Raw genomic sequence first — 25,839 nt, 5'->3', positions numbered from 1 at the left:
TCACTGTATGGAAATTATCTAATATTTGAAAACATAATATCATAAATAAAATAACCATGAGAAACTTTTTATTATTAGGCACAATGTGTGTATGTGCATTATCTGTGTCTGCCCAGTCATTTAAGGAGTGGCAGGATCCGGAGGTAAATGCCATTAATCGTGCTCCTATGCATACAAGCTTTTTTGCTTATGAGAACCTTGAAACAGCAAATAAAGGAGTAAAAGAAGAATCGGATAATTTTATGACGCTTAACGGAAAGTGGAAATTTCTGTGGGTTGAAAGTGCGGATAAAAGACCTGATGACTTTTTCCGTGTAGGATATGATGATAACGGATGGGATGATTTCCGTATTCCGGCAGTATGGGAGCTTAACGGATATGGTGATCCTATTTATGTCAATATAGGTTATGCTTGGCGAAACCAGTATAAAAATAATCCTCCTTACGTTCCTGTTGAAAAGAATCATGTGGGTTCCTATCGTAAGGAAATTGTTGTTCCTGCCAATTGGAAAGGAAAAGACATAATAGCTCATTTCGGCTCTGTTACTTCAAATATGTATTTATGGGTGAATGGTAAGTTCGTGGGATACAGTGAAGACAGTAAACTGGAAGCCGAATTCGATATCACTAAATACCTTGTTCCCGGCAAAAAAAACCTTATAGCATTCCAAGTGTTCAGATGGTGTGACGGTACTTACCTGGAGGATCAGGATTTCTTCAGATATAGCGGTGTGTCACGTGACTGCTATTTATACACACGCAATCGTAATCGTATAGACGATATTCGTGTTACTCCGTCATTGGACGATGAATATAAGAATGGAATTCTTGATGTGGAATTAAGCCTTAAAGGTAACAATAACGTTAGTCTGGAACTTCTTGACGCTGACAACAATGTTGTACAGGCGAAGGAAGTAAAGGGCTCTGGAACAGTTAAAGCAGAGTTTAATGTTGAAAATCCTAGTAAATGGACAGCAGAAACTCCATATTTATATACACTTCGTGCGAGCCTGGTTAATGGAGGTAAAATTACAGAAATTGTTCCGTTGAAAGTTGGTTTCAGAAGAATCGAGATAAAGAATGCCCAGGTTCTTGTAAACGGACAGCCTGTTTTATTCAAAGGCGCCAATCGTCATGAAATGGATCCTGACGGTGGATACGTGGTATCACGCGAACGTATGTTGCAGGATATTCAGATAATGAAAAAGTTCAATATAAATGCAGTTAGAACATGCCATTATCCGGATGATCCATATTGGTATGAGCTTTGCGACAAGTATGGTATTTATATGGTTGCTGAGGCTAATATTGAATCACATGGAATGGGGTATGGAGAAACTACGTTGGCGAAAGTTGATTTCTATAAAAAAGCACATATGGAGAGAAACATGCGCAATGTACAACGTAATTTTAATCACCCTAGTATCATATTCTGGTCTTTAGGAAACGAAGCCGGATATGGATCTAATTTTGAGGCTGCATATCATTGGGTGAAGAATGAAGATAATAGCCGCCCGGTACAATATGAACGTGCCGGATATTCCGGATTGACCGATATCTTCTGTCCAATGTATTATGGTTACGACGCTTGCGAGAAATATTCTGAGGATGACAGCAAAAACAAACCTCTTATTCAGTGTGAGTATGCTCATGCTATGGGTAATTCAGAAGGAGGTTTCAAGGAATATTGGGATCTGATACGTAAATATCCGAAATATCAGGGAGGCTTTATTTGGGATTTTGTAGATCAGTCATGCCGTTGGACCGGTAAGAATGGAGAAATGATATATGCTTACGGTGGTGATTTCAACCGTTTTGATGCCAGTGACAATAATTTCTGTGATAATGGATTGATTAGTCCTGATCGTATTCCTAATCCGCACATGTATGAAGTAGGATATTTCTATCAGAACATATGGACAACCCCTGGTGATATTGCTAACGGAGAAATAAAGATATACAATGAGAATTTCTTCAGAGACCTTTCCGCTTACCGCATGCAATGGGAGGTAATAAACAATGGTAAATCTGTTCGTACCGGAATCGTTGAAAATCTTGATGTAGCACCACGTCAGACGGTATCATATAAAATAGATTTTGGTAAGCTTGATGAATCGGGTGAGTGGCTTCTGAACGTGAAATATATACAGAAGACAAGTGAAAATCTTGTTCCTGCAGGACATGTAGTTGCAAAGAATCAGATAGTATTGAAAGGTTATGATGCTTCGGATATGAAATTTGAGAATATAGCAGAGAAGAATATTCCTGTTATAGCGCCTGTAGCTAATGATGAAAATGTTAATTGTCTTGAAGTCAGTGGCGAAACATTCAATATCCAGTTCAATAAGCAAAACGGATTTATGGACAGTTATTGTGTCAATGGTACACAAATGATAAACGAAGGTGCTCTGTTAACTCCGAATTTCTGGCGTGCTCCTACTGACAATGATTATGGTGCAGGTTTGCAGAATAAGTATGCGGTATGGAAAAATCCTGAGATTAAACTTGTTTCTATGAAACACGAATCGAAGAATGATATGATTGTAGTATCTGCAGAATACGATATCGTAAGTGTTTCAGCCAAGTTATACCTCACTTATACCATAAACAATCAAGGTGCTGTGAAAGTAACACAGAAGATGGTTGCTGACAAATCTGCAAAAGTATCTGATATGTTCCGTTTCGGAATGCAGATGCCAATGCCCGAATCGTTTGAGAATATTATATATTATGGTCGTGGCCCTGTAGAGAATTATATAGATAGAAATCACAGTACAGATATAGGTATTTATTCTCAGACAGTCACTGAGCAGTTCTATCCATATATCCGTCCTCAGGAAAATGGAAATAAGACAGATATACGTTGGTGGAAGCTGTTTAATGAAGAGGGTAAGGGATTGATGTTTGTTGCCGAGAAACCATTCTCTGCGTCTGCTTTACATTATACAATGGAGTCTCTTGATGATGGCAGTGAAAAGAATCAACGCCATTCTAATGAGGTCGTTCCGTCGAAGCTCACAAACTTGTTGATTGATAAAGTACAGCAAGGTTTGGCTTGTGTTGACAGTTGGGGAGCAATTCCACGTCCTGAATACAGAATCCCATATGATGATTATGAATTTACATTTATAATGACTCCTATATCCAGTATGGTGATTATGAAATAATGGTTAAAGCTGTCTCAAAATCCGGTTGATGATTTTGGGACAGTTTTTTTATATTATCGTATGTTTATATATACCTTACTATAGGATTATTATAGATTTTGGGTATTATGCATTGAAAAAACGAAAGAAGTTTTGAAATAAGCAACTAATAAACTATATTTGATGTCGGTTTATATTAATCATTTAAATTTAACAAAATAAAATATAAGGATGGTTGCTATTACAAAGTAACATAAATGGTGTACCATGTTAATCACAATAAATTAATATATGTTTTTACTTTAATGCAGACTTAAAAGAATATTTGGCTTTTCATGAATTTGTATTTGAGTTTAAACATTGGACTTATAAACTGATATATAAAATATTTAATTCATTCACATATGTATAAATTTGATTATTTGATAGTTGGAAGTGGCTTGTTCGGTGCTACTTTTGCTTACAGAGCAAAGCAAGCAAACAAGAAATGTTTGGTTATAGATAAACGTAATCATATTGGTGGTAATATATATTGTGAGAATAAACATGGAATAAATGTTCATAAATATGGTGCACATATATTTCATACATCAAATAAAAAAGTATGGGATTTTGTAAACAGCATTGTTGAATTTAACAGATATACTAATTCACCGGTAGCAAATTATAAAGGAAAGTTGTTCAATTTGCCTTTTAATATGAATACTTTCTATCAAATGTGGGGAGTAATTACGCCAGCCGAAGCTCTTGATAAAATAAACAGCCAGAGACAGGAAATGTTGGAGAAGATTTCATTATCTGAAACAAAAGAACCTGCAAATCTGGAAGAACAGGCAATATCTCTGATAGGTGTTGATATTTACGAGAAACTTATTAAAGGCTATACAGAAAAACAATGGGGAAGAAAATGTACTGAACTTCCATCTTTTATTATCAAGAGACTTCCGGTTAGATTCGTTTATGACAATAATTATTTTAGTGATAAATATCAGGGTATTCCAATCGGCGGATATAATAAACTGATAGAAGGCTTGCTGAAAGATATTGAAGTCATAACTGATACCGATTTCTTTGAGAACAGAGAATACTGGGAACAAATGGCTGAAAAGATAGTATTCACAGGTAAAATAGATGAATTCTACGATTATAAGTTTGGAAAGCTTGAATATAGAACAGTCTATTTTGAAGAGGAAGAGTTGGATTGCTCAAATTATCAGGGAAATGCTGTTGTCAATTACACTGATATAGACGTTCCTTATACAAGAGTAATAGAACATAAACATTTTGAGATGTTTGGAGATGAGGTTGATAAGTGTAAAAAAACGGTTATCTCTAAAGAATACTCTATTGAATGGAATGAAAATCTTGAACCATATTATCCTATAAACAATCCTAAGAATAACGAATTATATCAGCAGTATAAATTGCTGGCAGATAAAGAAACAAGGGTAATTTTTGGCGGAAGATTGGCTGAATATAAATATTACGATATGGCTCCAATCATAGAAAAAGTTCTTAATATGGATATATTTTGAAAATTATAAGGGTGGGTAAATATTAGTTGTGCCCGTAAAGCAGTAAATATAAATTATCTGCATTTTATATATTGATATTTTGTAACATTTTAATATGATTTAAATATATGAAGTTATTATCATTAGTTGTTCCAACGTATAATATGGAGAAATATATAGCAAGATGTCTGGATACAGTAACAGATGCTATAGTTCCATCTACTTTGGAGGTAATCGTTGTCAATGACGGAAGCAAGGACAAATCGCTTGAAATCATCCGTAGTTATGAAAAGAAGCGTCCGGATATAATTACGGTAATTGATAAGGCAAATGGTCATTACGGCTCTTGCATAAATGCTGCACTTGCAATAGCTAAAGGTAAATATTTCAGAATGCTTGACGCCGATGACTGGTTCGATACAAAAGCTCTTGTAGAACTGTTAAGAAGATTGGAAACATGTGATACCGATTTGTTTGTTACATTAAGAACAGAGTACAGAGTAAAGAAGAATGGCAGTGTAGATATAAAGAAATTTCCTTTCAACACGGTTGAATATAATAAAGTCTATCAAATGCAGGAATTCGAAATAGAGCCTCATGTAGTTGGTAGAGAATTCAATATGCATAGTATGGCATACAAAACCGAAATCTTGAGAAAGGTTGGATTAAAGCATATAGAAGGTATATGTTATACTGATATCCAGTACTGTTTTCTTCCTATAGACAGGATAAAGGACTTTATTGTATTTGATTTGTATTTGTACTATTATTTTATTGGACGTGATGATCAGTCAACAAGCGCTGTTTCTTTGTTAAGAAACTATCAACATGTAGTTAAGGTAATAAGCTTTGTACTTGACTATATGGATAAGTCATATAGTAATAATAGTGAGATTACAGTATCAAATCAGAGATATTTTCTATCGGAGATTTATAATATGTTCATTAATAGTCTTAGGTGGCATAAACCGCTTACTGATGATGAATATTCTGTAGTTGAAAATATTATAGTCAGGGCAGAGAAGTATAAGGCGGAAAGTAAAATCATGAGTAAGTTCTATTTTAAACTATATAAAATAGTTAAAAGTAGAATAGTCTTGAATATGATTATCTTTTTATATCAAAACGTTCATTACCAAAAGAAAAGACGTTTTAAAGTTTAATATTTCTTTAGAATATTATTATCTCTATAGTTGTTAATTGATGGTTTCTGGAAGTAATTCAGATTGTTAAAAAGTTTAGAAACGTTATAAAGGACATTTTATGGTATATTCTCTGTTGTTTTTTTTAGTGAGACTTTTGTCTTATATCCCTTTCAAAGTTTTATATATAATATCAGATTGTCTTTTTTACATAGTATATTATATAGTTAGATACAGAAGGAGGATAGTACGTAAGAATATGATAGAATCATTCCCTGAGAAAAATAAACAAGAGATAATAGCTTTAGAGAAAAAATTCTATCGTTTCTTTACGGATAATATTCTTGAAAGTTGCAAAATGGCCACAATCTCAAAGCAGGAAATAGGTAATCGCATGAAATTTAAAAACTTTGAGGACCTGAACGCTATACTTAGGGATGGCAAATCCGTATCACTTTATTTGGGACATTATGGAAATTGGGAATGGGTATCATCTATACCTTTGTACATTGAAAAAAAAGGAATAGTAGCTGCTCAGATATATCATAAATTACGGAATAAGTATATGGATAAGTTGATTCTTCAGAATCGCGGTCGAATGGGTGCTATAAATGTAGAGATGCATAAGACAGCACGATATATAAATGAGTTAGCTATGGGAAATAAAGTATCTGTAATAGGGTTTATAGCTGATCAGTCACCAAGAAAGATAGAATCGCGCTATTTTATACCATTTTTAAATCATAACGTGCCTGTATTGACTGGAACGGAAAAAATAACCAAACACTATGGCTTTGAAGCTGTATTCATTAAAATGAAACGTGTAAAGAGAGGTTATTATGAAGTTGAATTTGTAAGAATGCATGATAATCCGAAATCACTTCCAGATTTTGAACTAACTACTATATATTTCAACATGTTGGAAAAAATGATTAAAGAAAGTCCGGAACTTTATTTGTGGACGCATAATCGTTTTAAACATGCTAAATAGTCATAGAAGAAATATTGATTAAGAACCAAATGAAAAACCATATAAAAATGGATATAGATTTTGTAGTCACATGGGTTGATATGGATGACCCAAAATGGCAAGCTGAATTTGCTAAATATTCTGGTAATAAGGAAAACACAAAGAATGGAGTATCTAAAGCTAGATTCCGAGACTATGGCTTTCTTAAATATTGGTTTCGTGGGGTTGAGAAATTTACCCCTTGGGTTCGTAAAATACATTTTATCACTAGTGGACAGAAACCTAATTGGCTAGATGCCAATAATCCCAAGATAAATTTGGTAAATCATAAAGATTATATACCTGAACAGTTTTTGCCTACATATAATTCGGTTGTTATAGAAAGGTATATACACAGGATACCTGATTTGGCTGAACATTTCGTATATTTTAATGACGATTTTTATATAATAAGTCCAACTGGAGAGGAACGTTTTTTTCGTAATGGTTTACCATGTGATATTGCCACCTTTCTATACAATCCTTCATGGTCGCAATGGTATATAAGAATTAAAAATAATATGAGGATTATAAACCGTTATTTTGATAAGAAAGAAGTGATGGCTCGTGATCATGATAAGTGGTTTAACTCAAGTTATGGGTCACGTGCCTGTTGGAATTATATACTTAAGCCATACGGGAAATTTATCACCTTGCGTACACCGCATAATGCACAGCCATATTTAAAAAGTACATTTAATGACGTATGGGCTGTGGCTGAGAAAGAACTTACAGAAACCTCAGTCAATAGGTTTCGTTCATTAAATGATTATACGCCGGAGTTGTTTAGAACTTGGCAGATATGTAGCGGGAACTTTGAGCCATATAACACATATAGTGATACAAAAATGTTTCCTTTGATGGTAAAGCCTAAGCAGGCTGTCAGAGCGATATATAATCAGTCATATAAATTAATATGTCTTAATGATAATGTGCATATTCGTAATTATGAACAGGTCATGAAGAATATAAAGAATGCTTTTGAGTCAATTCTTCCAGAAAAGTCAAGTTTTGAGCTTTAATATTAAAAAGTAAACATATTTACGATGAATAAAGTATTGGCAGAAATTATAGCAGGAGTGATTCCTAATAAGATGGAGCGCAATAGATGGCGTGGAATCCTTCGCTATGGGCTTTTCAATGCAATAAGATTAAAATATAGGATGATGCATGATAAAACTGTTCCTAAGTATTATCTGACAGTTTGTGCAATAGCTAAAAATGAGGGGCCTTATTTCAAGGAATGGATAGAATGGCATAGTAAGCAAGGCGTAGAGAAGTTTTATATCTATGATAATGAAAGTGATGATTGTACAAAAGAAGTGCTTGCTCCTTTTATTGAATCTGGTTTGGTTGAGTATAATTATTGGCCAGGTCATAAGCAACAACTTGCTGCCTATGATAATTGTTTTGAGAAGCATCGCACGGAGGCACGGTGGATTGCAGTTATAGATTTGGATGAATTTATAGTCCCTGTAAAAGATAAAAATATTCGGGAATTTCTTCAGCGTCTGGAGAGTTTTTCATCTGTTGAGATAAATTGGTTAGTGTATGGTAGTGGTGGAGCTAAGAAACATGAGCCTGGAGGTGTTATGGAGAGGTTTAGAAAGCATTCAGTTCCAAACCATAAGCTTAATACTCATGTGAAAAGTATAGTTGATCCGAGACGTGTCTGTACAATGGTGGGCTGTCATGAAGCTGCACGAATATCCGGACGCGCTGCTGATTCACATGGAGTGTCATTGAAGAAAGGATTTCGTGATCGTGAGCCTCAACAAGATGTTATTCGTATTAATCATTATGCTGTAAAATCTTATGAGGAATTCTTGGCTAAACGTGCTCGTGGACGTGCCCGTATTAATACTTTGCGTGATTTTGGCTACTTTGATTTATACGATTTAAATGATATTGAGGAATAGAGTCATGACTGTTTATGATCGTTTTTCTAATAAGATAAGATTGAAAAGTAGTTTAATTTTTATAATGCAAGCTCTAAAAATATAGTATTGAGAGCTTGCATATTTATTATCTATTGCTTTTTGGTGGGGGCTAAAGTTCTTTTAGTCGTGAGCTAGCTTCAGAAATAGCTGTTTTGCAATACCAGCCTTCTGATAATCTATAACTTATTCTTAGTACGTTATCACACATTTTCACATATTCATCCTTTGTTATATTTTTATATATGTTATTGATGTCTTTTAATGAATCTACACATATTCCAATTCCATTTTCTTCGACAAATTGTGCCATTGCAGCTTTTCGCCATATTATAATCGGTAAGCCACAGCGTATATATAATGAAACTTTATGTGGCGTATTTATTTTGAGGTATTCCCCCCAATTACCATCGCAGCTGTTAATATCTCCTCCGTCCCAAACGAGTCCAAAATCACCTTCTGCGCAGCTGATTAATTTGTCTGGTAGCATAAATCCTTTTATGTCAAACTTCTCAGGACATGTCGCTATGGATTTATCAAATCCTTTTCCGTAAACATTCATAGTATAGTTTTCTATATAGCTTCCTATTTCATATAAGAATTTGTTTTTTATAGGTGCAAGTTGTCCGGCGTATGTAATACTGTGTGAAGGCCATCTTTTTTGTTTGTCTGTGCATTGAGAATCTGATAGGAAATCGAATACATTAAGTGTAACTAAAATACCTTTTCCGTTGTATCCTTTGAAACCATTATCGCATAGCCATTTGTTCATTGTCGGATTATGGCATATTATGGCATCAGACATGTTCATTAATTCTATTTCTTTTCTTACAGAATTCCTTTTTTTACGGAAACATTCTAGATCATGTATTATTGTAATTACTTCTGCTTTTCTTAAATGAACTAGAAAACATAGTAAACGATAGTATTTTACTGGATATTGTAAGATCAGTATGTCTCCTTTTTTAATGTACATTGGCATTTGTACAACCGTAATTAATGTTTGTATGAAATGTATTAGACGGTTTTTACTTATAGCTTTATGTTTACCAGTTGGAATATAACCTAATAAATCCATTGTCCTTTCTATATCAATTCTGGCTTTACTGCCTGCGTCATTAATACGTTTGAATTTGTAGTTTTTTGGTAAATAGTATATCATGATATCAAATAATTAATATTATTTTGTCTCAAAACCAATTCTCTTTCCTACGTTAGGAAATTCTTTAAGAATAGCAGCCAAGGCTGCGGCATTTCTATCAATGCCAGATTTAAAATTTGTAGTTTTCAATGATAAATTTCGTGGCTTATTTAGACTTTTGGGCTTGTTATAACCAAATGGTACAGGTATGACTGGCACATTGTTAGCAACTGCTGCAGCCCAAAACCATATATCGTCTGTTGTAGGTGCTATTTTGGTAAATAAATTAACATCAAGCATTTCGGCCTTTAATGAATGTGGGGGATATAATACTCCACCTACTCCGGTTTGTATATTCCTGAAATCGGAGTGTATTTTCTTGAATAAGAAATTATACCATCTGTACTTCTTCCATTTACGATATGGTTTTCCCGGATACATAAGTTTTGCTCTATGAGCGAATATAGCTTTAGGATATTGCATGTGAAATTGCAATAAGTCACGTAGCATATTTTTGTTATATGCCACATCGTCATCCACAGTTACTATAATAGCGTCAGGAAAATCTGCTAATGCAGGAATTAATTTTCTATATGAACGTATGTCTTTGTCATAATTTCGAATCTCAAACTTAGGATTAACCTGCGATAGGTTCAATAACTGTTGAGGTATACCTTTCTCTCCAAATTGAGAGAAAGTTAGATAGAGTATAACTTTATCAGGAAGTACAGAACCATTTAGGATTGATTCAACAGCCTTTTGTGCGTATGGTATTGCTGCGGGAAATGAAGTCATTGAAACTATGACTTGCTGTTTTGATGTATTATGATTCATATTTCAGAACTTATCGTTTGTTTTTCATTTTAAGTATATAGCAAAGATAGGCATGTTTTTAATAATATGTAATAATACAATTATCTTTTATGACACATACTTACTGTATTCTCACCAAAACATATTTGCCATCCAGTATCTCAACCTGTTCTTTGCCGTCGATATATGATTTTATATTTTCCTCTTCCTTATATCTTCCGTCTAGAATAAGAAGGTTGTTATTGACGTTCTTCAGTGAGTCTGCTTCATGACGTGAATAAACGGTCAGTCTGTCCGGGAAATATACATCCATGTTTTGGGCTCTCCATACTCCGAGCGTTGTAACTCCCGAAACATTCCATTCCTTTTCTTTTTCCTGAGCCTTACGGCATAATTCACCATATCCTATTTGCGGATTGAACTTAGGCATGGCAAAACCTGCTAAAAAGGCTGTTATCAGGAATCCTGAGCAGAATGTAACTATGGTCATTCTGATGTTTCTGTCTTTCCATGCCATGACTATTGATATCGCTCCTGTAACTGTAAGCAGTATTGAGCATATCATAAGCAGTGGAGATGTAATTTCAGGTATAAACCTTGTTGCTACTATATAGGCCGGCAGTGCCAACAGAATTACAAAACCGGGGAAACTGGCTGCAAAAGCTTGCCATTTGTTCCATTGTAGCTTTTCCATACACATCAGACTCAGATAAGTCATAAATGGGAAAATAGGAACCAGATATATTGCCAGTTTGCTTCCGAAGCATGAAAGCATTACGAAGGTTGACAATATTTCTATGACAAACAGTTTTTGCAAATCGCTTTTGAACATCCTGTTTTTCATGCCCCATATTATGTTTCCGACATAAAGGAATGTCCATGGCGCTACTCCATAACTCAAATATATGATATAGAAATAGAATGGATGTTTGTGTACTGATACTTTTACGGAACGGCTTACAGTCTGTCCAACAGTAAGATTATAGAGATATTCGCTTCCTGCTTCCACCCATACCATCACGAACCATAAAGCGATACCTCCGATTACTATGCTCCATACCTTCCAGTTCCAATAGCGGAAAAATGTTTTTCCTTCCTTTTTTGTGATAAGGAAAACCAGAGAAGTCATCAGTGGTATCAATACGCCCATGAATGCTTTTGAATAGAATCCCAAAAGAATGTATATGCCGAAAAGTATCTGATGACGTTCGAATTTTCCTTCTCCGGTGTACATACGGTAGAACTCTCTTAGGGCAAGTATGATAAACCATACCATAAGCATGTCCATACGCAGTACCATAGCTGTACCTACAAAATATCCTGTAGTTATAAGCAGGAGAGGTGCTATATTCCTATATCCTTTACCAAGTTCCTTTTCACACCATTTATCCATGGTGTACATACATCCCAAGGCAGGAATTATTGAGAACATCATAAGCAGCCATATATGATATTCGCCTGTTATCATCTTACTTATCATAAGCAGCCAGAAATAAAATGGCGGTTTGTCACTGTATGGCTCACCGTTGTTTGTCAGCATGAACCAGTGTCCGTTTCTTATTGCTTCGTCTGCAATGCTTATGTATCTCAATTCGTTAGCCGGAGTAAAATCGCGTAAAGCACTTATAGGTATCAGACAGATGAAAATAAACAACATCCATTTCAGAAGACTGATGCTGTCTATCTTCTCCGTAATGTTTTTGACATTGTACATCTTTATTTGTTTTCTAAGTTTACAGATTTGTTTTTTCTTACTCCCAAGATTATATTCCTTATATATGCTATAAATCCCACAGACTGTCCTAAAATGAGTACAGGGTCAAGGCGGAAAATACCATAGCTTACTATAATACTGCTGCCAATGAGACTTATAATCCAGAATCCTATCGGCAGTTTCGACTCATGTTTGTGGTATGAGTATATCAGCTGATATATAAATCTCAGGGTGAATATAACCTGTCCTGCCGAGCCGAATACGAGTAGCCATATTGGAATATCCTCGTTTCTGAAGAATTGGCTTATAAACTGTTCAGGTGATTCCAGAAGGAAAGCACAGGCCACTACAGGTGTTATGAAGAGTATTATTCTCAATATGATATTTATGTTTCTCCATATCCCTTTGGCATTCAGATTCCAGATATAAATATAATAGGAAATGATTTGTCCAAGTATTATCGAGAAATCATCCCTGCACCATCCGTATATAAACAAAAGGTATGATCCGGCAATACTAAGTACCCAGAAGATAGATGGGGATACAATTTCTTTTGCTTTTTCTGACAATATCCATTGTACAAGAATTCTTGCCGAAAAAAATATCTGTGCCAAAAAGCCTATTATATATACAATTGTCATTAGGAGCGGTTTAGTTAGATATTGTTTTCTTTAATATGGTAGTTTATGTATCTGTGTTTCATCCATCTGTAGGCGAAGCAGTCCTTAAATGGTGATATAAGTCTGTTCCATAGGTTAAATTTTGATTTTCCTGCAACTCTTGGGAAGTGTCTTACTGGAATTTCCTTAAAGCATCCTCCATCCTGAAGCAATATAAGTGCAGGAAGGAATCTGTGCATTCCTGTGAAGAAAGGAATACGCTTTGCGTAGTCTGTATGGAGAATCTTTAGCGGACAGCCTGTGTCTGTGGCACCGTCGTGTGTCATCATGCGTCGGAAGCTGTTGGCTATTTTGGATTGCAGACGTTTGAAACCAGAATCCTTTCTGTTTGCACGGATACCCATTACCAGTTTGAAGTCATTGATATATTCAAGCAGCAGGTTGAAATCGTCCGGAGCAGTCTGCAAGTCGGCATCAATATATCCTACATATTTTGATTGTGCTGTGTCAAAGCCTGCTTTTATAGCTGCGCTAAGTCCTGCATTTTTTAGAAAACTGATATAGAAGAAGTCATTGTGTCTGCTGCAGATATCCTGTATCCCTGCCAGACTGTTATCTTTTGAACCATCGTTTACGAATAGGATACATGCCGGACACTTGGCAATGGCTGTAAATGCCGAGAGCTTTTCTTCCAGCATTTTCATGTTCTCTTCTTCGTTATATACAGGCACTATGACAGTCAGGTCATAATCAGCTGTTTTGTTGATAGCAAGTAACTCTTGCGCAAATTCTTTCATAATGTTGTTTGATTAGTGGTGATTTTGCAAAGTTATCCAAAACTTTCAGAAAACAATTATCTTTACTATTCTTTTAAAGGGTTGCTCTCTGATTTATACCATTCAATGAACTTTGTGATGCCTTCGTGAAGACTGATTTGCGGCTTGTATCCGGTTTCATTTTCCAGTTTTGTGGTGTCGGCATATGTCTGGAAGACATCTCCCTGCTGCATCGGGAGATATTCCTTGATAGCCTCTTTACCCAAAGCCTGCTCCATCTCTTTTATGAAATCCATGAGTTTGACCGGTTCCGAACAGCCTATGTTGTATATCTTGTATGCTACACCGTTTTCGCATTCTTCTGCTTTCGGGATGCTGTTTATCACTCGTATCGTACCCTCTACTATATCGTCAATGTATGTAAAGTCTCTGCTTAGATTTCCGTTGTTGAATATTTTGATAGGTTCGTTTCTGGATATGGCTTTTGCAAAAAGCATAGGGGCCATGTCAGGGCGTCCCCACGGGCCATAAACAGTGAAGTATCTTAATCCTGTAACAGCAAAACCATATAGTTTGCTGTAGGCGTGTGCCATAAGTTCGTTAGATTTCTTGCTGGCTGCATAAAGACTAACCGGGCTGTCCACCTTGTCGTCTTCAGAATAAGGAGTTTTTGAGTTCAGTCCGTAAACCGAGCTTGATGATGCGAATATAAGATGTTTTACTCCATAGTTTCTGCATGCCTCAAGTATATTAAGGAAACCTACTATATTGCTGTTAAGATAAGAATACGGATTGGTTATCGAATATCTTACACCGGCCTGTGCTGCAAGATTCATAACCTTGTCGAATTTCTCCTTTTCAAACAGTTTGTCTATTGAATCCTTGTCGTCTATTGACATCTTTATGAACGAGCAATTATTGAAAACAGTGCTTTGCACTCTTTCATTATAGATGTAAGAGTTGTCAGGAACAGCTATTCCGCATTCTTTTAACCTTGCAAATTTAAGACGAACGTCGTAGTAATCATTTATTTCGTCAATGCCTACTACTGTATCACCTCTTTTTGCCAGTTGGTACATTAATTTTGATCCAATGAAACCTGCAGCACCTGTAATCAAGATTTTCATAATTGCTTTGTTTTTTTTGATGTGAATCCTTAACTGATAGGATGATGATTGTTTTTCAGATATAAAATTCAAGGATTGTCAATAATAACAATTCCATTGGACTTATGATATGTCCAATGGAATTTGTTTATAGTCTTTATTGTTTATCAGTTCTTGTTTGCACGCTTGCGTTCTGTTTCGTCAAGTATTATCTTACGCATACGCATACTCTTAGGAGTTACTTCTACGTATTCGTCTTCCTTGATATATTCCAACGCTTCTTCAAGTGAGAATATCACAGGAGGGATGATACGTGCCTTGTCGTCCGAACCGGAAGCACGCATGTTTGTAAGCTTCTTCGATTTTGTTACGTTGATTACCAGGTCATTCTCATGTACGTGTTCACCTACTACCTGTCCTGCATAGACTTCATCCTGCGGATAGATAAAGAACTTACCTCTATCCTGAAGCTTATCTATTGCATATGCAAATGCTGTACCAGATTCCATGGCTATCATTGAACCGTTTGTACGGCGGTCTATCTCACCCTTATATGGCTGGTATTCCTTGAAACGGTGTGCCATGATAGCTTCTCCCTGAGATGCAGTAAGCACGTTTGTACGTAAACCGATGATACCGCGTGAAGGCATATTGAACTCAATGTTTACACGGTCGCCCTGAGTCTCCATTGATGTAAGTTCACCTTTACGGCGAGTCACCATATCAATCATCTTGCTTGAGAATTCTTCAGGCACGCTGATTGTAAGTTCTTCGATAGGTTCACATTTCACTCCGTCTATTTCTTTGAAGATAACCTGTGGCTGACCTACCTGAAGCTCATAACCTTCGCGGCGCATTGTTTCGATAAGTACAGACAAGTGGAGCACACCACGTCCTGAAACAATCCACTTACCATCTTCGTTTTCAGTCTTTCTCACGCGGAGGGCAAGGTTCTTGTCAAGTTCCTTCATCAGACGGTCGTGTATGTGACGTGATGTCACAAACTTACCTTCCTTGCCAAAGAAAGGCGAGTCGTTTATTGTGAAAAGCATACTCATTGTAGGCTCGTCGATAGCGATTGGTGGAAGTGGTTCCGGATTTTCGAAATCGCAAATAGTATCACCGATTTCAAAACCTTCTATACCCACTATTGCGCAGATATCACCAGAAGAAACCGATTCTACTTTTTTACGTCCTAGACCTTCGAATGTATGTACTTCTTTTATTTTTGATTTGACCAATGTTCCGTCACGTTTGGCCAATGTTATATTCATTCCTTCTTTGATTGTACCTCTGTGTACACGTCCTACAGCTATACGTCCTGTGTAAGAAGAATAGTCCAATGATGTGATAAGCATCTGTGGGGTACCTTCAAGAATCTGTGGAGCAGGAATATATTTTACGATTGCATCAAGCAGCGGAGTGATACTGTCTGTAGGAGTTTTCCAGTCTTCACCCATCCAGTTGTTTTTTGCCGAACCGTACAGTACTGGGAAATCGAGCTGGTCTTCAGTTGCGTTAAGGCTGAACATCAGATCGAAGACCATTTCATATACTTCTTCAGGACGGCAGTTTGGCTTATCTACCTTGTTTACTACTACTATTGGTTTCAGTCCTATCTGGAGAGCTTTCTGCAGTACGAAACGTGTCTGTGGCATAGGACCTTCGAAAGCGTCCACCAAAAGAATACAACCGTCTGCCATGTTCAGCACACGTTCCACTTCACCACCGAAATCGGCGTGTCCCGGAGTGTCTATGATGTTGATTTTAGTACCCTTGTAATTGATTGATACGTTCTTTGAAAGGATTGTTATACCTCTTTCACGTTCCAAATCGTTGTTATCCAATACCAGCTCACCGTTTGTCTGGTCTCCGCGGAACAGGTGTCCCGCCAGCATCATCTTGTCCACTAACGTTGTTTTACCGTGGTCAACGTGGGCAATGATGGCAATGTTTCTAATGTCTTGCATACTATATACCTATATATTATTGGCTGCAAATTTACTATTTTTCATTGAAAGACAGGTATAATGCTCTATGGTTTTTATATTTTTTAGATATGAGTACTTATGTATTGTTGGTTGCGTCAATACCAATTGAAAATAAACTTCTTATAATGTTATCGGTATCTTTGCGGCTTAATCCGTTGCATTGATGTTTATGGTAGAAATAATCTGAATCAATGATTTCTATGTATTTTATGCTACGTTTGCCGGTATAGAATATATAAATGTTTACTTTCAGGATTGATTTTATTGGGTAGGTATATGTTTTGAATTTGTTTGCGATGACCAAGTCTCCGCCATTGATTGATATTTGGCAGTTTATTGCATACGCCGTATGTACTATTGCATATCCTAAGATAATAAATACTACCCCTGATATGGCTGTAAAAATTGGTTCGTTGTTTTTTGTATTCAATATAAAGAGACCGCCAATAAAAGAATATATGCCTAATATAGATAACACTTCAACTTCAGAGAAGCGTCTTTTATATTTTTTGTCAGATAATTCTTTCAGACAGTTTTCGGTGGTGTACGGCTTGTTGTAGTTGGAAAATTCGATTCCTTTTGAGACAAGATACCTTAATAAAGCGGAAGCCCTCTTGCTGCAATTGTAATAAATACGGATATAGGCAAATGTGCCTGATTTCATTTTAATGCGGAACAGAGATCTGCCCCAAAATTTGTCGTGTGCTTCCGGATATTCATCGTATTTTATGAACTGGAAACTCTCTATATCGTCGATACTGATATTTTTCTTTAACAGAATTTTTTCGGCTGTCATTTTCTCTTTTCCCGTAAGCGGTTTCATACAATATTTTCTATATAATGTGTAAATATACATATAGTTTCCATAATTTATTGTGTAGAAATGGGAAATGGTGAAAAAATATAACAAAATATTTGTAATGTATAAGATTATCAGTATCTTTGCACCCGCAAATCAAATTTATACATTTTAAAAACAGTCAAAATTATGTATTTAGACGCAGCTAAAAAACAAGAAATCTTTGAAAAGTACGGAAAGTCTAACACTGATACTGGATCAGCTGAATCGCAGATAGCATTGTTTTCATACCGTATTTCTCGCCTGACTGAGCACATGAAGCTCAACAGAAAAGATTATAGTACTGAAAGAGCTCTTACAACTTTGGTAGGTAAGCGTCGTGCTTTACTTAACTACCTGAAGGATCGCGACATCGAAAGATATCGTGCTATCGTTAAAGAGCTTGGCTTGCGTAAGTAATTATTACTTGCTGCACGGAAATTTAGAAATGAGTTATCTCCCGAATTAAAATGGGTGATAACTCATTTTTTTTAAACGCCCTGTCGTTTTGATTAAAACGCTTTGTTATTTTAATTAAAACGACGAGGCGTTTTTCTTATTAATATTATCTTTGCTAATAGCATGTTCTCTGTTATTGGGATAATATATGGAAATCTGTAGTATCATTTTAAATTAAAGCCGTTCAGCGAACATTCACTAAACGTTTACTGAACGGCTTTTTCTCATTATGCAGGATAATTCAGATTCTCCTCAGTTGCCTGTTCCAGAACTTCTTCCAGATATTTCTTAGCTTCCCATTTCGCCATAGGAAGATTCATCATCAGATAGTTACCGCAGTCTTTAGCTGTAGCTCCCGGAACATCACCCTCATAATCGGCAATGAAACGGAAAGTTTCTATCATCAGCGGAAGTATATCTGCCGATTTCAAGTCACCTTTTACTACAAGATAGTTGCCTGTGAGGCAGCCCATAGGTCCCCAATATATAATCTTGTCTGCCCATACAGGATGGTTGCGAAGGAATGTTGCAGCCAGATGCTCAATTGTGTGGATAGCCGAAGGACTTAATGCAGGTTCACGGTTAGGCTCTTTCATGCGTACATCGAATGTAGTTACAATTTCTGTTCCTACATGGTCTTTTCTTGATACATATATTCCGCGTAGCAGACGGATATGGTCTATTGTAAAGCTTGGTATCTTTTCCATGAGTGAAGAATTAAAAAATTAATAATTAAAAATTATCCAATTCTGTTAGGCAATGCCTTAAGGAATGTTTCTGTTACCTTGAACGAACGGTTAGCCATTTCTCCCCAGAAGTTCAGATACTGGTCGAAGTGGTTTTCTGCTCCCGGAGTGTCGCTTATTATTCTGAAGCTGATGAACGGAACTTTATACAGATAGCAAATCTGAGCTATTGAAGCAGATTCCATATCTACAGCCAGACCTTCGTGGAAGTTTGATTTTATTTCGTCCAGTTCCTTGCGGTCGGTGATGAATTTGTCGCCCGTACAGATGAGGCCTCCGTGGATAGCTGTTTCAGTATCAAGAGACATTGCTGTATTGTAGAGGGTTTCGTTACCTTCGAAGAAAGTAGGCAGTCCCTGAATCTGTCCGTAGGCATTACCTTCACCGCACCATACATCGTGATATACAATATTGCGGCTTACAACTACGTCCATTATCTTTAGACAAGTGTCTATACCTCCTGCCACACCGGTACTGATGATACAGTCAGGCTGGAAGTTGTTTATCATTTCCACTGTTCCGGCAGCTGCGTTTACTTTTCCTATACCGCACTGCATCAGTACTATTTCGTTGCTGTTGATTTTTCCTTCTATATAGCTGAAAGGACCTTTACTTGATTCTTTTATCTCTGTGAGTTGGTTTGCCAGTTGCTTCTGTTCGGAAGACATGGCTGTGATAATTCCTATTTTCATTCGGTAAATTTGTTCTGATTTTGATTTTAGTCAGCAAAAGTACGAATAAAAAGTGATAAACAGAAAAATGTATCAAAGTTATTGGCAGATAGGCATTTTAGGAGGATGGCTTGAAAAAATAAAAGACTGAAAAAGCAATGAAAAAGCCATTTAGTGTTTTGATAAGAATTAAATAGATATATTAGGTTTTACGAATGAAGTCAGTCTATATTTCTCAGTCATCAAGCAATAAACTAAATCACATAAAAATATTTATCAATCATTCATTATATTGGTATAAAAAATATACTTGGTAATTAAAGTATATTATTTGTCTTTGTACACTGAAATTTATTAAATATAGACAGTATTATTTATAATTCATGAAAAGATCAACAATACAAGATGCTATGTTTCCGGCTTGTCCGGTAAGGAACATACTGGCAAGATTATGTGATAAATGGACATTGCTTGTTATTTATATCCTGGACAGATCAGGCAAGGATAGCATGCGTTTTACAGAATTGAAACAAAAAATGCCGGATATATCACAAAGAATGCTATCAATGACACTCCGTACACTGGAAGAAGACGGATATGTTACAAGAACAATATTCTCGGAGATACCGCCAAGAGTGGAATACGCTCTGACGGAAAGAGCAAAATCACTGAAGCCTATCCTTGATTCACTACTCCAATGGTCTGTTGATAATATGGATGATATTATGAATGACCGCAAAAAAACAGCTTCTGTTAATGATTGATAGTTTTATTTTAATAATAACATAAAAATGAAAGCAGCACAAATCAAGAAATACACAAAGGGAATCAAAGTTTCCGTAAATGAAGTTTTTATTCCAGAACCAAATGAAAATGAAGTTATTATAAAGGTTATGGCTGCCGCTGTAAATCCTTTGGATATTCTTCAACTGACAGGTAGTGTCAGACTGATACAGGATTACAGAATGCCTCTGACATTGGGTAATGAGTGTTCCGGTATGGTGGAAAAGACTGGTAATAACGTAAAAGACTTTCGTGCAGGTGACCGTGTATATACACGATTTCCAATAAACAGGATAGGTGCCTTTGCTGAATATGCTGCAGTTGACCATGAAGATCTGGCTAAAATGCCGTCAGGTTATGACTTTGTTACTGCTGCCGCTATACCATTAGCCGGACTGACAGCCTATCAGGGACTTGTTGAAGAACTTGAAGTCCAGGCAGGAAAGACACTACTGATAACAGGTGCGTCCGGCAGTTTCGGACAAGTTGCCGTATCCATAGCACCAGAATACTTATTATATTACCTCTTGGTATGCAGAGTAAAAATAGAAAATAAAAAAGGAGATAGAATATATGAAGATATATGAAATAATTTTCAGTCCGACTGGCGGAACAAAGAAAGTTGCTGATTTTCTGGCAAACGAATTGGGTCTAGACATAACAGGCATTGACCTGTCAGATAGTAATGAAGATTTACATAAATTCTCATTGAAAAATGAGGATATAGCCATAATCGCCGTTCCATCCTATAGTGGTAGAGTACCTTCTACAGCCGCAGAGCGTATTTCAAGGATTCAAGCTAATGGTGCAAAAGCAATCATAGTTTGCGTATATGGTAACCGGGCCTATGAAGACACATTAGTAGAACTTCAGGATATTGTGCAGCAAGCCGGATTTACAGTCATATCGGCAATAGTAGCTATTGCCGAACATTCCATCGCTCATCGATATGCCACGAACAGGCCGGACAAGGATGATTACGAACATTTAAGAGTGTTTGCAGAACAGATTGGAAATAAGCTGAAGAGAAATGATTTTTCAACTCCTGCAATACCGGGTAACAGGCCTTACCGCAAAGCAGCCAATGCAGGTATAGTGCCTAAAACTACAAAGGCATGTATCCAATGCGGTATCTGTGCTTTCAGATGCCCTGTAGGTGCCATCGACAAGAACAATCCGGCAAAAGTAAACAAGAAAATCTGTATCTTGTGCATGCGATGCGTCACAGTATGTCCACATCATGCAAGAAAGGTGAACGGATTGCTTCTTGCTATCGTAAACATGATGCTCAAGAAGTCATGCAGTACACGAAAGGAATGTGAACTGTATATCTGACACATTCCTTTAGGTATCTCTTTGAGAATAATGGATAGAATACTTAGGATAACAGAAAATCTCTGGCAATGATGCAATATATAATATACCGTCATTGTCAGAGATTTCAGTTTATCTGATAATCATGAATAAAGCTTTTTACAACAGGCTTTCGCGCTCGGTTATTTCAGCATCCGTCATTGTATAGTCTTCCAGACTTTCGTCCTTTGCCTGAATGCAAATATAAATCATAGGCTCGGCAGAAGTACATTTCAAGTTTCGGTCACATCCCGGTGATACCCGAATGATTGACCCTTCACCGATTTCAAAAACTTCATCGTTCACCTGAAACTTTCCAGCTCCTGATAGAATAATGTAGTTTTCTTCATTCGTCTTATGGCTATGAAAAAACGGAACAGATGCTCCAGTCGGTAATGAACCGAAAGAGACCTCGCATGAAGTAGCCTCTGTAGCTTCTTTTACAAACTGCTTACCTTCAAAGCTTTTGATGCAACCTATTGTTGCGTGAGCGTATTTTTCGCCCTTGTTCATTGTTTTAATGTTGCCCATATTTTTTGTTTTTTATAAAGTTGATTAACTTTGCATTCTAAACTTACTATCGTTCAGATAGTGCAAAATTAGTGTTTTTCGTATTGATATACAAGAGGTTACACGAATGTAACTCACTTACTTTAAGGTAATTATTATTGAAAATGAACAGTTTGCAACTACAAGAAAATCTGAAAAAATATACTCGCATAGAAGATTGTCCTATCAGGAATGTTCTGTCGCGGTTTTCCAGTAAATGGGCCATGCTCATATTATGTGTGCTTTCTGAAAATGAAGCAACACGCTTCAATACGATAGGTAAAGCAATTCCGGATATTTCTCCTAAAGTACTTACCGAGACATTAAAGAATCTCGAAACTGACGGATTGGTAAGAAGAAAACTATATGCAGAAATACCACCAAGAGTAGAATATTCTCTGACTGAGCTCGGTCAAAGCCTGATTCCAATACTAAACAATCTTATATCGTGGGCAATGGATAATTCGGCTTACATATCAAAGCGTAAGAAAAAAAAGTCTGATATACATTAGTATATTGTATATATGCGATGCTAATTCAAGTTTTAGAACTATAAACATTATACCTTTTCCAAAAAATAGCCAGGCAATTCCTTCATTTTCCTGTATTGTTATCTTCATCCGAACCGACTGTGTGGGTATTAGCAAGAGTACTGTCGGACTCCTCCCATGATTGGACAGCTTTCATTATCCTTAACAGATGTATCTATTTCGTCTCAAGCAGTACCTGTAACCCATGCAATAACTGATAAGCCAATATAAGACTGTATATAATTCATGTTATCTACTTCACTACTGACATGATAAGTTCCCAAGAAACTTGAAGGTGCGCGCAATGCGCAGAAGAATACAACAGCTTATAACTAATAAATCCGTAACCTAAATTGGTAGCTATGACTCATTTTCAATTATTTAGACATTTATCGTAATTTCCACGGGCAAATTTACAACATTTCAAGCAGTATTATGTTATCTTTGCCGACTGAATACTAATAGTTTATTTAATTTTTCAATTCTTTGATATAGTATGAATTTATTCAAGAAACTTATTCCGGACATTGTGGCTGTGGTATTGTTTGCGGTAATATCGTTCGCATACTTCTTTCCGGCAGTCACCGAAGGACGAATATTGGCCCAGCATGATGCCGTAGCAGGTATCGGCTCTGGTCAGGAACAAAAGGAGTATCTGGAAAAAACAGGTGAGCGTACCCGTTGGACAAACTCTATTTTCGGAGGTATGCCTACCTATCAGATGTCTCCAAGTTATGACTCTACCGAAGCTTTGGGATTCATCCAGAAGGTTTATCATCTGTTCCTGCCTACATACGTGTGGTATGTGTTTGTGATGCTCCTAGGTTTTTATATCCTGCTTCGTGCATTCAACTTCAAGGTATGGCTTTCTGCTCTTGGCGCAATAATATGGGCTTTCTCATCCTATTTCTTTATTATCATTGCGGCTGGACATATATGGAAATTTGTTACTCTGGCTTACATTCCGCCTACAATAGCCGGTATGGTACTGGTTTATCGTGGAAAATATCTTGCCGGAGGTTTGCTTACGGCATTGTTTGTTGCACTGCAGATTGTTGCAAATCATCCGCAGATGAGTTATTACTTCCTGTTCGTGATGCTGTTTATGGCTGTAGCCTACGGTGTGATGGCTTATAAGGAAAATAAGCTGAAAGATTTCTTCAAGGCAACCGGAGTGCTTGTCGTTGCAGGTGTGATAGGTGTCTGTATTAATCTTTCCAATCTTTATCACACATATCAGTACAGCAAGGAGAGTATGCGAGGCAAGAGTGAACTTGTGAAGAAGAACTCTGCCAATCAGACAGGAAGCGGACTTGAACGCGATTATATCACACAATGGAGCTATGGTATAGGAGAAACATTCTCGCTGCTTGTTCCTAATGTGAAGGGTGGAGCGTCTGTACCTTTGGCTGCAAATGAGGATGCGATGAAGAAGGCTAATCCGATGTATCGTGGGCTGTACTCGCAGTTGGGACAGTACTGGGGCGAACAGCCGGGTACCTCAGGTCCGGTTTATGTGGGTGCATTTGTGATGTTCCTTTTCATCCTTGGATGTTTCATAGTGAAAGGCCCAATGAAATGGGCTCTTGTAGTGGGAACAGTCTTCTCTATTGTGTTGTCGTGGGGAAAGAATTTCATGGGAGTGACAGACTTCTTTATCGATTATGTTCCTATGTACAATAAGTTCCGTGCCGTTTCGTCTATTCTTGTAATTGCGGAATTTACTATTCCTCTGCTTGCCATCATGGCATTGAAAGAGATAATGGAACGTCCTTCCGTAATTAAGGAGAATGCGAAAGGATTTTATACCAGTCTGGCACTGACAGGAGGTTTGTCGCTTCTGTTTGCTTTGGCTCCTCAGGTGTTCTTCCCTTCGTATATTTCCACAATGGAGATGTCAGCTCTTCAGAATGCTATCCCTCAGGACCAGCTTGTTCCTATATTGACAAATCTTGAAGAGGTTCGTGTTTCAATATTTACTTCCGATGCATGGCGCAGCCTTGTAATTATTCTGATAGGTGTGGCTTTGGTATATGCTTATTCGATTGGAAAACTGAAACCGAAGGTTACGGTAGCTCTTATAGCTCTGTTGTGTCTTGTGGATATGTGGAGTGTGAACAAACGCTATCTGTACGACGAACAGTTCGTGGCAAAAGGTACTGAGATGAAACCATATCTGGAACCTTCGGAAACAGACAAGGAAATCCTGAAGGACAAATCGTTAGATTACAGAGTATTGAACCTGGCTGTAAATACATTTAATGAGAACAATACAGCTTACTGGCATAAGAGTATCGGAGGATATCACGCAGCTAAACTTCGCCGTTATCAGGAGATAATTGAGGAACATATCCATGGTGAAATGAACGCTATATTCTCTAAACTATCAGAGGCAGGTGGTGATATGGTTAAAGTTGACAGGAATGCTTTCCCTGTTCTGAACATGCTTAACACAAGATATTTCATCCTTCCGCTTCAGGATGGAAAGACTGCTCCGGTGTTTAATCCTTATGCTTGTGGAAACGCTTGGTTTGTAGGCGATGTGAAATATGTTGACAATGCAAATGAGGAGATAGATGCATTGCATGATATTAATCCGCTGCATACGGCAGTTGTTGACAGGAAATTTGCAGAACAGGTTAAGATGACTGCCGCTCCAGACTCCCTCAGCTCAATAGTTCTGAAAGAGTATCAGCCTAACGCATTGAAATATGAGGTTGATTCCAAGAATGGTGGGGTAGTGGTATTTTCGGAAATATATTATCCGGGTTGGATTTCGACTATTGACGGTGAAGAGGTGGAACACGGACGTGCCGACTATATCCTCCGTGCGATGAATGTTCCTGCAGGAAAACATGTGATAGAGTTCAAGTTCGATCCAAAATCGCTTCATACTACTGAAACCATTGCTTATATAGCATTGGCTTTACTCGCCCTTGGGGTAGTGGCGGTGTTGATTTCGGAATATAAAAAGCGCAAAGAATAATCATATTTAGCGGAA

At 37.0% G+C, this 25,839-nt stretch carries 23 protein-coding genes; 12 read left to right on the top strand and 11 right to left on the bottom strand.

Going from position 1 to position 25,839, the window contains the following annotated elements; all coding sequences use genetic code 11:
- The first annotated feature begins 56 nt into the window (after nt 1-56).
- The 6 genes from NW213_RS06185 to NW213_RS06160 all read left to right on the top strand — a co-directional run bounded on the left by NW213_RS06185 (nt 57) and on the right by NW213_RS06160 (nt 8,730).
- Nucleotides 57-3,167 carry a glycoside hydrolase family 2 TIM barrel-domain containing protein gene (locus NW213_RS06185; RefSeq protein WP_258322183.1) on the top strand — a complete coding sequence of 1,037 codons (3,111 nt, stop codon included), beginning with the start codon at nt 57-59 and terminating at the stop codon, nt 3,165-3,167.
- A gap of 383 nt (nt 3,168-3,550) precedes the next feature.
- Entirely contained in the window at nt 3,551-4,681 is a 1,131-nt protein-coding gene (glf, locus tag NW213_RS06180; RefSeq protein ID WP_204390648.1) for a UDP-galactopyranose mutase, read from the top strand.
- Between the two features lie 107 nt (nt 4,682-4,788).
- Nucleotides 4,789-5,823, top strand: coding sequence for a glycosyltransferase family 2 protein (locus NW213_RS06175; RefSeq protein WP_204390650.1), 1,035 nt, complete (start codon nt 4,789-4,791; stop codon nt 5,821-5,823).
- Between the two features lie 100 nt (nt 5,824-5,923).
- Nucleotides 5,924-6,793 (top strand): lysophospholipid acyltransferase family protein, encoded by an 870-nt coding sequence (locus NW213_RS06170; protein ID WP_258322182.1) that lies wholly within the window; start codon nt 5,924-5,926, stop codon nt 6,791-6,793.
- A gap of 29 nt (nt 6,794-6,822) precedes the next feature.
- Nucleotides 6,823-7,833: a stealth family protein gene (locus tag NW213_RS06165; RefSeq protein ID WP_258322181.1), complete on the top strand. Its 1,011-nt coding sequence runs from the start codon at nt 6,823-6,825 to the stop codon at nt 7,831-7,833.
- Between the two features lie 24 nt (nt 7,834-7,857).
- Nucleotides 7,858-8,730, top strand: coding sequence for a glycosyltransferase family 92 protein (locus NW213_RS06160; RefSeq protein ID WP_154043759.1), 873 nt, complete (start codon nt 7,858-7,860; stop codon nt 8,728-8,730).
- 130 nt (nt 8,731-8,860) lie between these two features.
- Here NW213_RS06160 and NW213_RS06155 read toward each other — a convergent pair whose 3' ends face one another.
- The 8 genes from NW213_RS06155 to NW213_RS06120 all read right to left on the bottom strand — a co-directional run bounded on the left by NW213_RS06155 (nt 8,861) and on the right by NW213_RS06120 (nt 17,732).
- Complete coding sequence (locus NW213_RS06155; RefSeq protein WP_258322180.1) at nt 8,861-9,910, bottom strand: galactofuranosyltransferase; 1,050 nt, start codon at nt 9,908-9,910, stop codon at nt 8,861-8,863.
- An 18-nt stretch (nt 9,911-9,928) separates the two neighbouring features.
- Complete coding sequence (locus NW213_RS06150; RefSeq protein WP_154043761.1) at nt 9,929-10,723, bottom strand: glycosyltransferase; 795 nt, start codon at nt 10,721-10,723, stop codon at nt 9,929-9,931.
- Between the two features lie 100 nt (nt 10,724-10,823).
- A complete protein-coding gene (locus tag NW213_RS06145; protein WP_258322179.1) occupies nt 10,824-12,416 on the bottom strand; it encodes a glycosyltransferase family 39 protein in 1,593 nt (530 codons plus the stop codon).
- Nucleotides 12,417-12,418: 2 nt separating this feature from the next.
- A complete protein-coding gene (locus NW213_RS06140; RefSeq protein ID WP_204391900.1) occupies nt 12,419-13,057 on the bottom strand; it encodes a lipid-A-disaccharide synthase N-terminal domain-containing protein in 639 nt (212 codons plus the stop codon).
- A 14-nt stretch (nt 13,058-13,071) separates the two neighbouring features.
- Nucleotides 13,072-13,803 (bottom strand): glycosyltransferase, encoded by a 732-nt coding sequence (locus NW213_RS06135; RefSeq protein ID WP_154043854.1) that lies wholly within the window; start codon nt 13,801-13,803, stop codon nt 13,072-13,074.
- A 95-nt stretch (nt 13,804-13,898) separates the two neighbouring features.
- Complete coding sequence (locus tag NW213_RS06130; protein ID WP_258322178.1) at nt 13,899-14,939, bottom strand: NAD-dependent epimerase; 1,041 nt, start codon at nt 14,937-14,939, stop codon at nt 13,899-13,901.
- A gap of 146 nt (nt 14,940-15,085) precedes the next feature.
- Nucleotides 15,086-16,888 (bottom strand): translational GTPase TypA, encoded by a 1,803-nt coding sequence (gene typA, locus NW213_RS06125; RefSeq protein ID WP_258322177.1) that lies wholly within the window; start codon nt 16,886-16,888, stop codon nt 15,086-15,088.
- 97 nt (nt 16,889-16,985) lie between these two features.
- Nucleotides 16,986-17,732, bottom strand: coding sequence for a hypothetical protein (locus NW213_RS06120; RefSeq protein ID WP_154043766.1), 747 nt, complete (start codon nt 17,730-17,732; stop codon nt 16,986-16,988).
- Between the two features lie 165 nt (nt 17,733-17,897).
- On the opposite strand from NW213_RS06120, the gene rpsO reads away from it, so the two are divergent.
- Nucleotides 17,898-18,167, top strand: coding sequence for a 30S ribosomal protein S15 (gene rpsO, locus NW213_RS06115; protein WP_154043767.1), 270 nt, complete (start codon nt 17,898-17,900; stop codon nt 18,165-18,167).
- Between the two features lie 266 nt (nt 18,168-18,433).
- Here the strand turns inward: rpsO and NW213_RS06110 are convergent, their stop codons facing one another.
- Nucleotides 18,434-18,913, bottom strand: coding sequence for an S-ribosylhomocysteine lyase (locus NW213_RS06110; protein ID WP_258322176.1), 480 nt, complete (start codon nt 18,911-18,913; stop codon nt 18,434-18,436).
- Nucleotides 18,914-18,945: 32 nt separating this feature from the next.
- Nucleotides 18,946-19,644, bottom strand: a complete 699-nt coding sequence (locus NW213_RS06105; protein WP_154043769.1) for a 5'-methylthioadenosine/adenosylhomocysteine nucleosidase — start codon at nt 19,642-19,644, stop codon at nt 18,946-18,948.
- A gap of 362 nt (nt 19,645-20,006) precedes the next feature.
- Here NW213_RS06105 and NW213_RS06100 point away from each other — a divergent pair, with 362 nt between their 5' ends.
- From NW213_RS06100 to NW213_RS06090, 3 genes are read left to right on the top strand one after another with little or no spacing between them, the layout of a single operon-like run.
- Nucleotides 20,007-20,387 (top strand): helix-turn-helix domain-containing protein, encoded by a 381-nt coding sequence (locus NW213_RS06100; RefSeq protein ID WP_258322175.1) that lies wholly within the window; start codon nt 20,007-20,009, stop codon nt 20,385-20,387.
- A gap of 27 nt (nt 20,388-20,414) precedes the next feature.
- Nucleotides 20,415-20,993, top strand: a complete 579-nt coding sequence (locus tag NW213_RS06095; RefSeq protein ID WP_258322174.1) for an NADP-dependent oxidoreductase — start codon at nt 20,415-20,417, stop codon at nt 20,991-20,993.
- Nucleotides 20,980-21,741, top strand: a complete 762-nt coding sequence (locus NW213_RS06090) for an EFR1 family ferrodoxin (protein ID WP_258322173.1) — start codon at nt 20,980-20,982, stop codon at nt 21,739-21,741. Before NW213_RS06095 ends, NW213_RS06090 begins: the two co-directional genes overlap by 14 nt.
- A gap of 138 nt (nt 21,742-21,879) precedes the next feature.
- Here NW213_RS06090 and NW213_RS06085 read toward each other — a convergent pair whose 3' ends face one another.
- Nucleotides 21,880-22,290 carry a cupin domain-containing protein gene (locus tag NW213_RS06085; protein WP_258322172.1) on the bottom strand — a complete coding sequence of 137 codons (411 nt, stop codon included), beginning with the start codon at nt 22,288-22,290 and terminating at the stop codon, nt 21,880-21,882.
- 143 nt (nt 22,291-22,433) lie between these two features.
- Between NW213_RS06085 and NW213_RS06080 the strand changes: the two genes are divergently transcribed.
- Nucleotides 22,434-22,820 carry a helix-turn-helix domain-containing protein gene (locus NW213_RS06080; protein WP_154043774.1) on the top strand — a complete coding sequence of 129 codons (387 nt, stop codon included), beginning with the start codon at nt 22,434-22,436 and terminating at the stop codon, nt 22,818-22,820.
- Between the two features lie 514 nt (nt 22,821-23,334).
- The gene (locus tag NW213_RS06075; protein ID WP_258322171.1) at nt 23,335-25,824 is read left to right on the top strand and encodes a YfhO family protein; all 2,490 of its coding nucleotides are present in this window, start codon (nt 23,335-23,337) and stop codon (nt 25,822-25,824) included.
- The last annotated feature ends 15 nt before the right edge of the window (nt 25,825-25,839 follow it).

The organism is Bacteroides sp. ET336, assembly GCF_024733815.1.
Taxonomy (GTDB): Bacteria; Bacteroidota; Bacteroidia; order Bacteroidales; family Bacteroidaceae; genus Phocaeicola; species Phocaeicola cellulolyticus.
Note: the sequence above shows the minus strand (reverse complement) of the source record. Positions and strands in the feature narration are given on the sequence as shown.

Excerpts from the sequence above, each read along its gene's own strand:
- NW213_RS06170 (WP_258322182.1), top strand. The coding sequence starts at position 5,924 with ATGGTATATTCTCTGTTGTTTTTTTTAGTGAGACTTTTGTCTTATATC.
- NW213_RS06140 (WP_204391900.1), bottom strand. The coding sequence starts at position 13,057 with ATGACAATTGTATATATAATAGGCTTTTTGGCACAGATATTTTTTTCG.
- NW213_RS06150 (WP_154043761.1), bottom strand. The coding sequence starts at position 10,723 with ATGAATCATAATACATCAAAACAGCAAGTCATAGTTTCAATGACTTCA.
- NW213_RS06130 (WP_258322178.1), bottom strand. The coding sequence starts at position 14,939 with ATGAAAATCTTGATTACAGGTGCTGCAGGTTTCATTGGATCAAAATTA.
- NW213_RS06100 (WP_258322175.1), top strand. The coding sequence starts at position 20,007 with ATGAAAAGATCAACAATACAAGATGCTATGTTTCCGGCTTGTCCGGTA.
- NW213_RS06105 (WP_154043769.1), bottom strand. The coding sequence starts at position 19,644 with ATGAAAATAGGAATTATCACAGCCATGTCTTCCGAACAGAAGCAACTG.
- NW213_RS06185 (WP_258322183.1), top strand. The coding sequence starts at position 57 with ATGAGAAACTTTTTATTATTAGGCACAATGTGTGTATGTGCATTATCT.
- glf (WP_204390648.1), top strand. The coding sequence starts at position 3,551 with ATGTATAAATTTGATTATTTGATAGTTGGAAGTGGCTTGTTCGGTGCT.
- NW213_RS06080 (WP_154043774.1), top strand. The coding sequence starts at position 22,434 with ATGAACAGTTTGCAACTACAAGAAAATCTGAAAAAATATACTCGCATA.
- NW213_RS06160 (WP_154043759.1), top strand. The coding sequence starts at position 7,858 with ATGAATAAAGTATTGGCAGAAATTATAGCAGGAGTGATTCCTAATAAG.
- typA (WP_258322177.1), bottom strand. The coding sequence starts at position 16,888 with ATGCAAGACATTAGAAACATTGCCATCATTGCCCACGTTGACCACGGT.
- NW213_RS06090 (WP_258322173.1), top strand. The coding sequence starts at position 20,980 with ATGAAGATATATGAAATAATTTTCAGTCCGACTGGCGGAACAAAGAAA.
- rpsO (WP_154043767.1), top strand. The coding sequence starts at position 17,898 with ATGTATTTAGACGCAGCTAAAAAACAAGAAATCTTTGAAAAGTACGGA.
- NW213_RS06120 (WP_154043766.1), bottom strand. The coding sequence starts at position 17,732 with ATGAAACCGCTTACGGGAAAAGAGAAAATGACAGCCGAAAAAATTCTG.
- NW213_RS06175 (WP_204390650.1), top strand. The coding sequence starts at position 4,789 with ATGAAGTTATTATCATTAGTTGTTCCAACGTATAATATGGAGAAATAT.
- NW213_RS06145 (WP_258322179.1), bottom strand. The coding sequence starts at position 12,416 with ATGTACAATGTCAAAAACATTACGGAGAAGATAGACAGCATCAGTCTT.
- NW213_RS06095 (WP_258322174.1), top strand. The coding sequence starts at position 20,415 with ATGAAAGCAGCACAAATCAAGAAATACACAAAGGGAATCAAAGTTTCC.
- NW213_RS06165 (WP_258322181.1), top strand. The coding sequence starts at position 6,823 with ATGAAAAACCATATAAAAATGGATATAGATTTTGTAGTCACATGGGTT.
- NW213_RS06155 (WP_258322180.1), bottom strand. The coding sequence starts at position 9,910 with ATGATATACTATTTACCAAAAAACTACAAATTCAAACGTATTAATGAC.
- NW213_RS06085 (WP_258322172.1), bottom strand. The coding sequence starts at position 22,290 with ATGGGCAACATTAAAACAATGAACAAGGGCGAAAAATACGCTCACGCA.
- NW213_RS06110 (WP_258322176.1), bottom strand. The coding sequence starts at position 18,913 with ATGGAAAAGATACCAAGCTTTACAATAGACCATATCCGTCTGCTACGC.
- NW213_RS06075 (WP_258322171.1), top strand. The coding sequence starts at position 23,335 with ATGAATTTATTCAAGAAACTTATTCCGGACATTGTGGCTGTGGTATTG.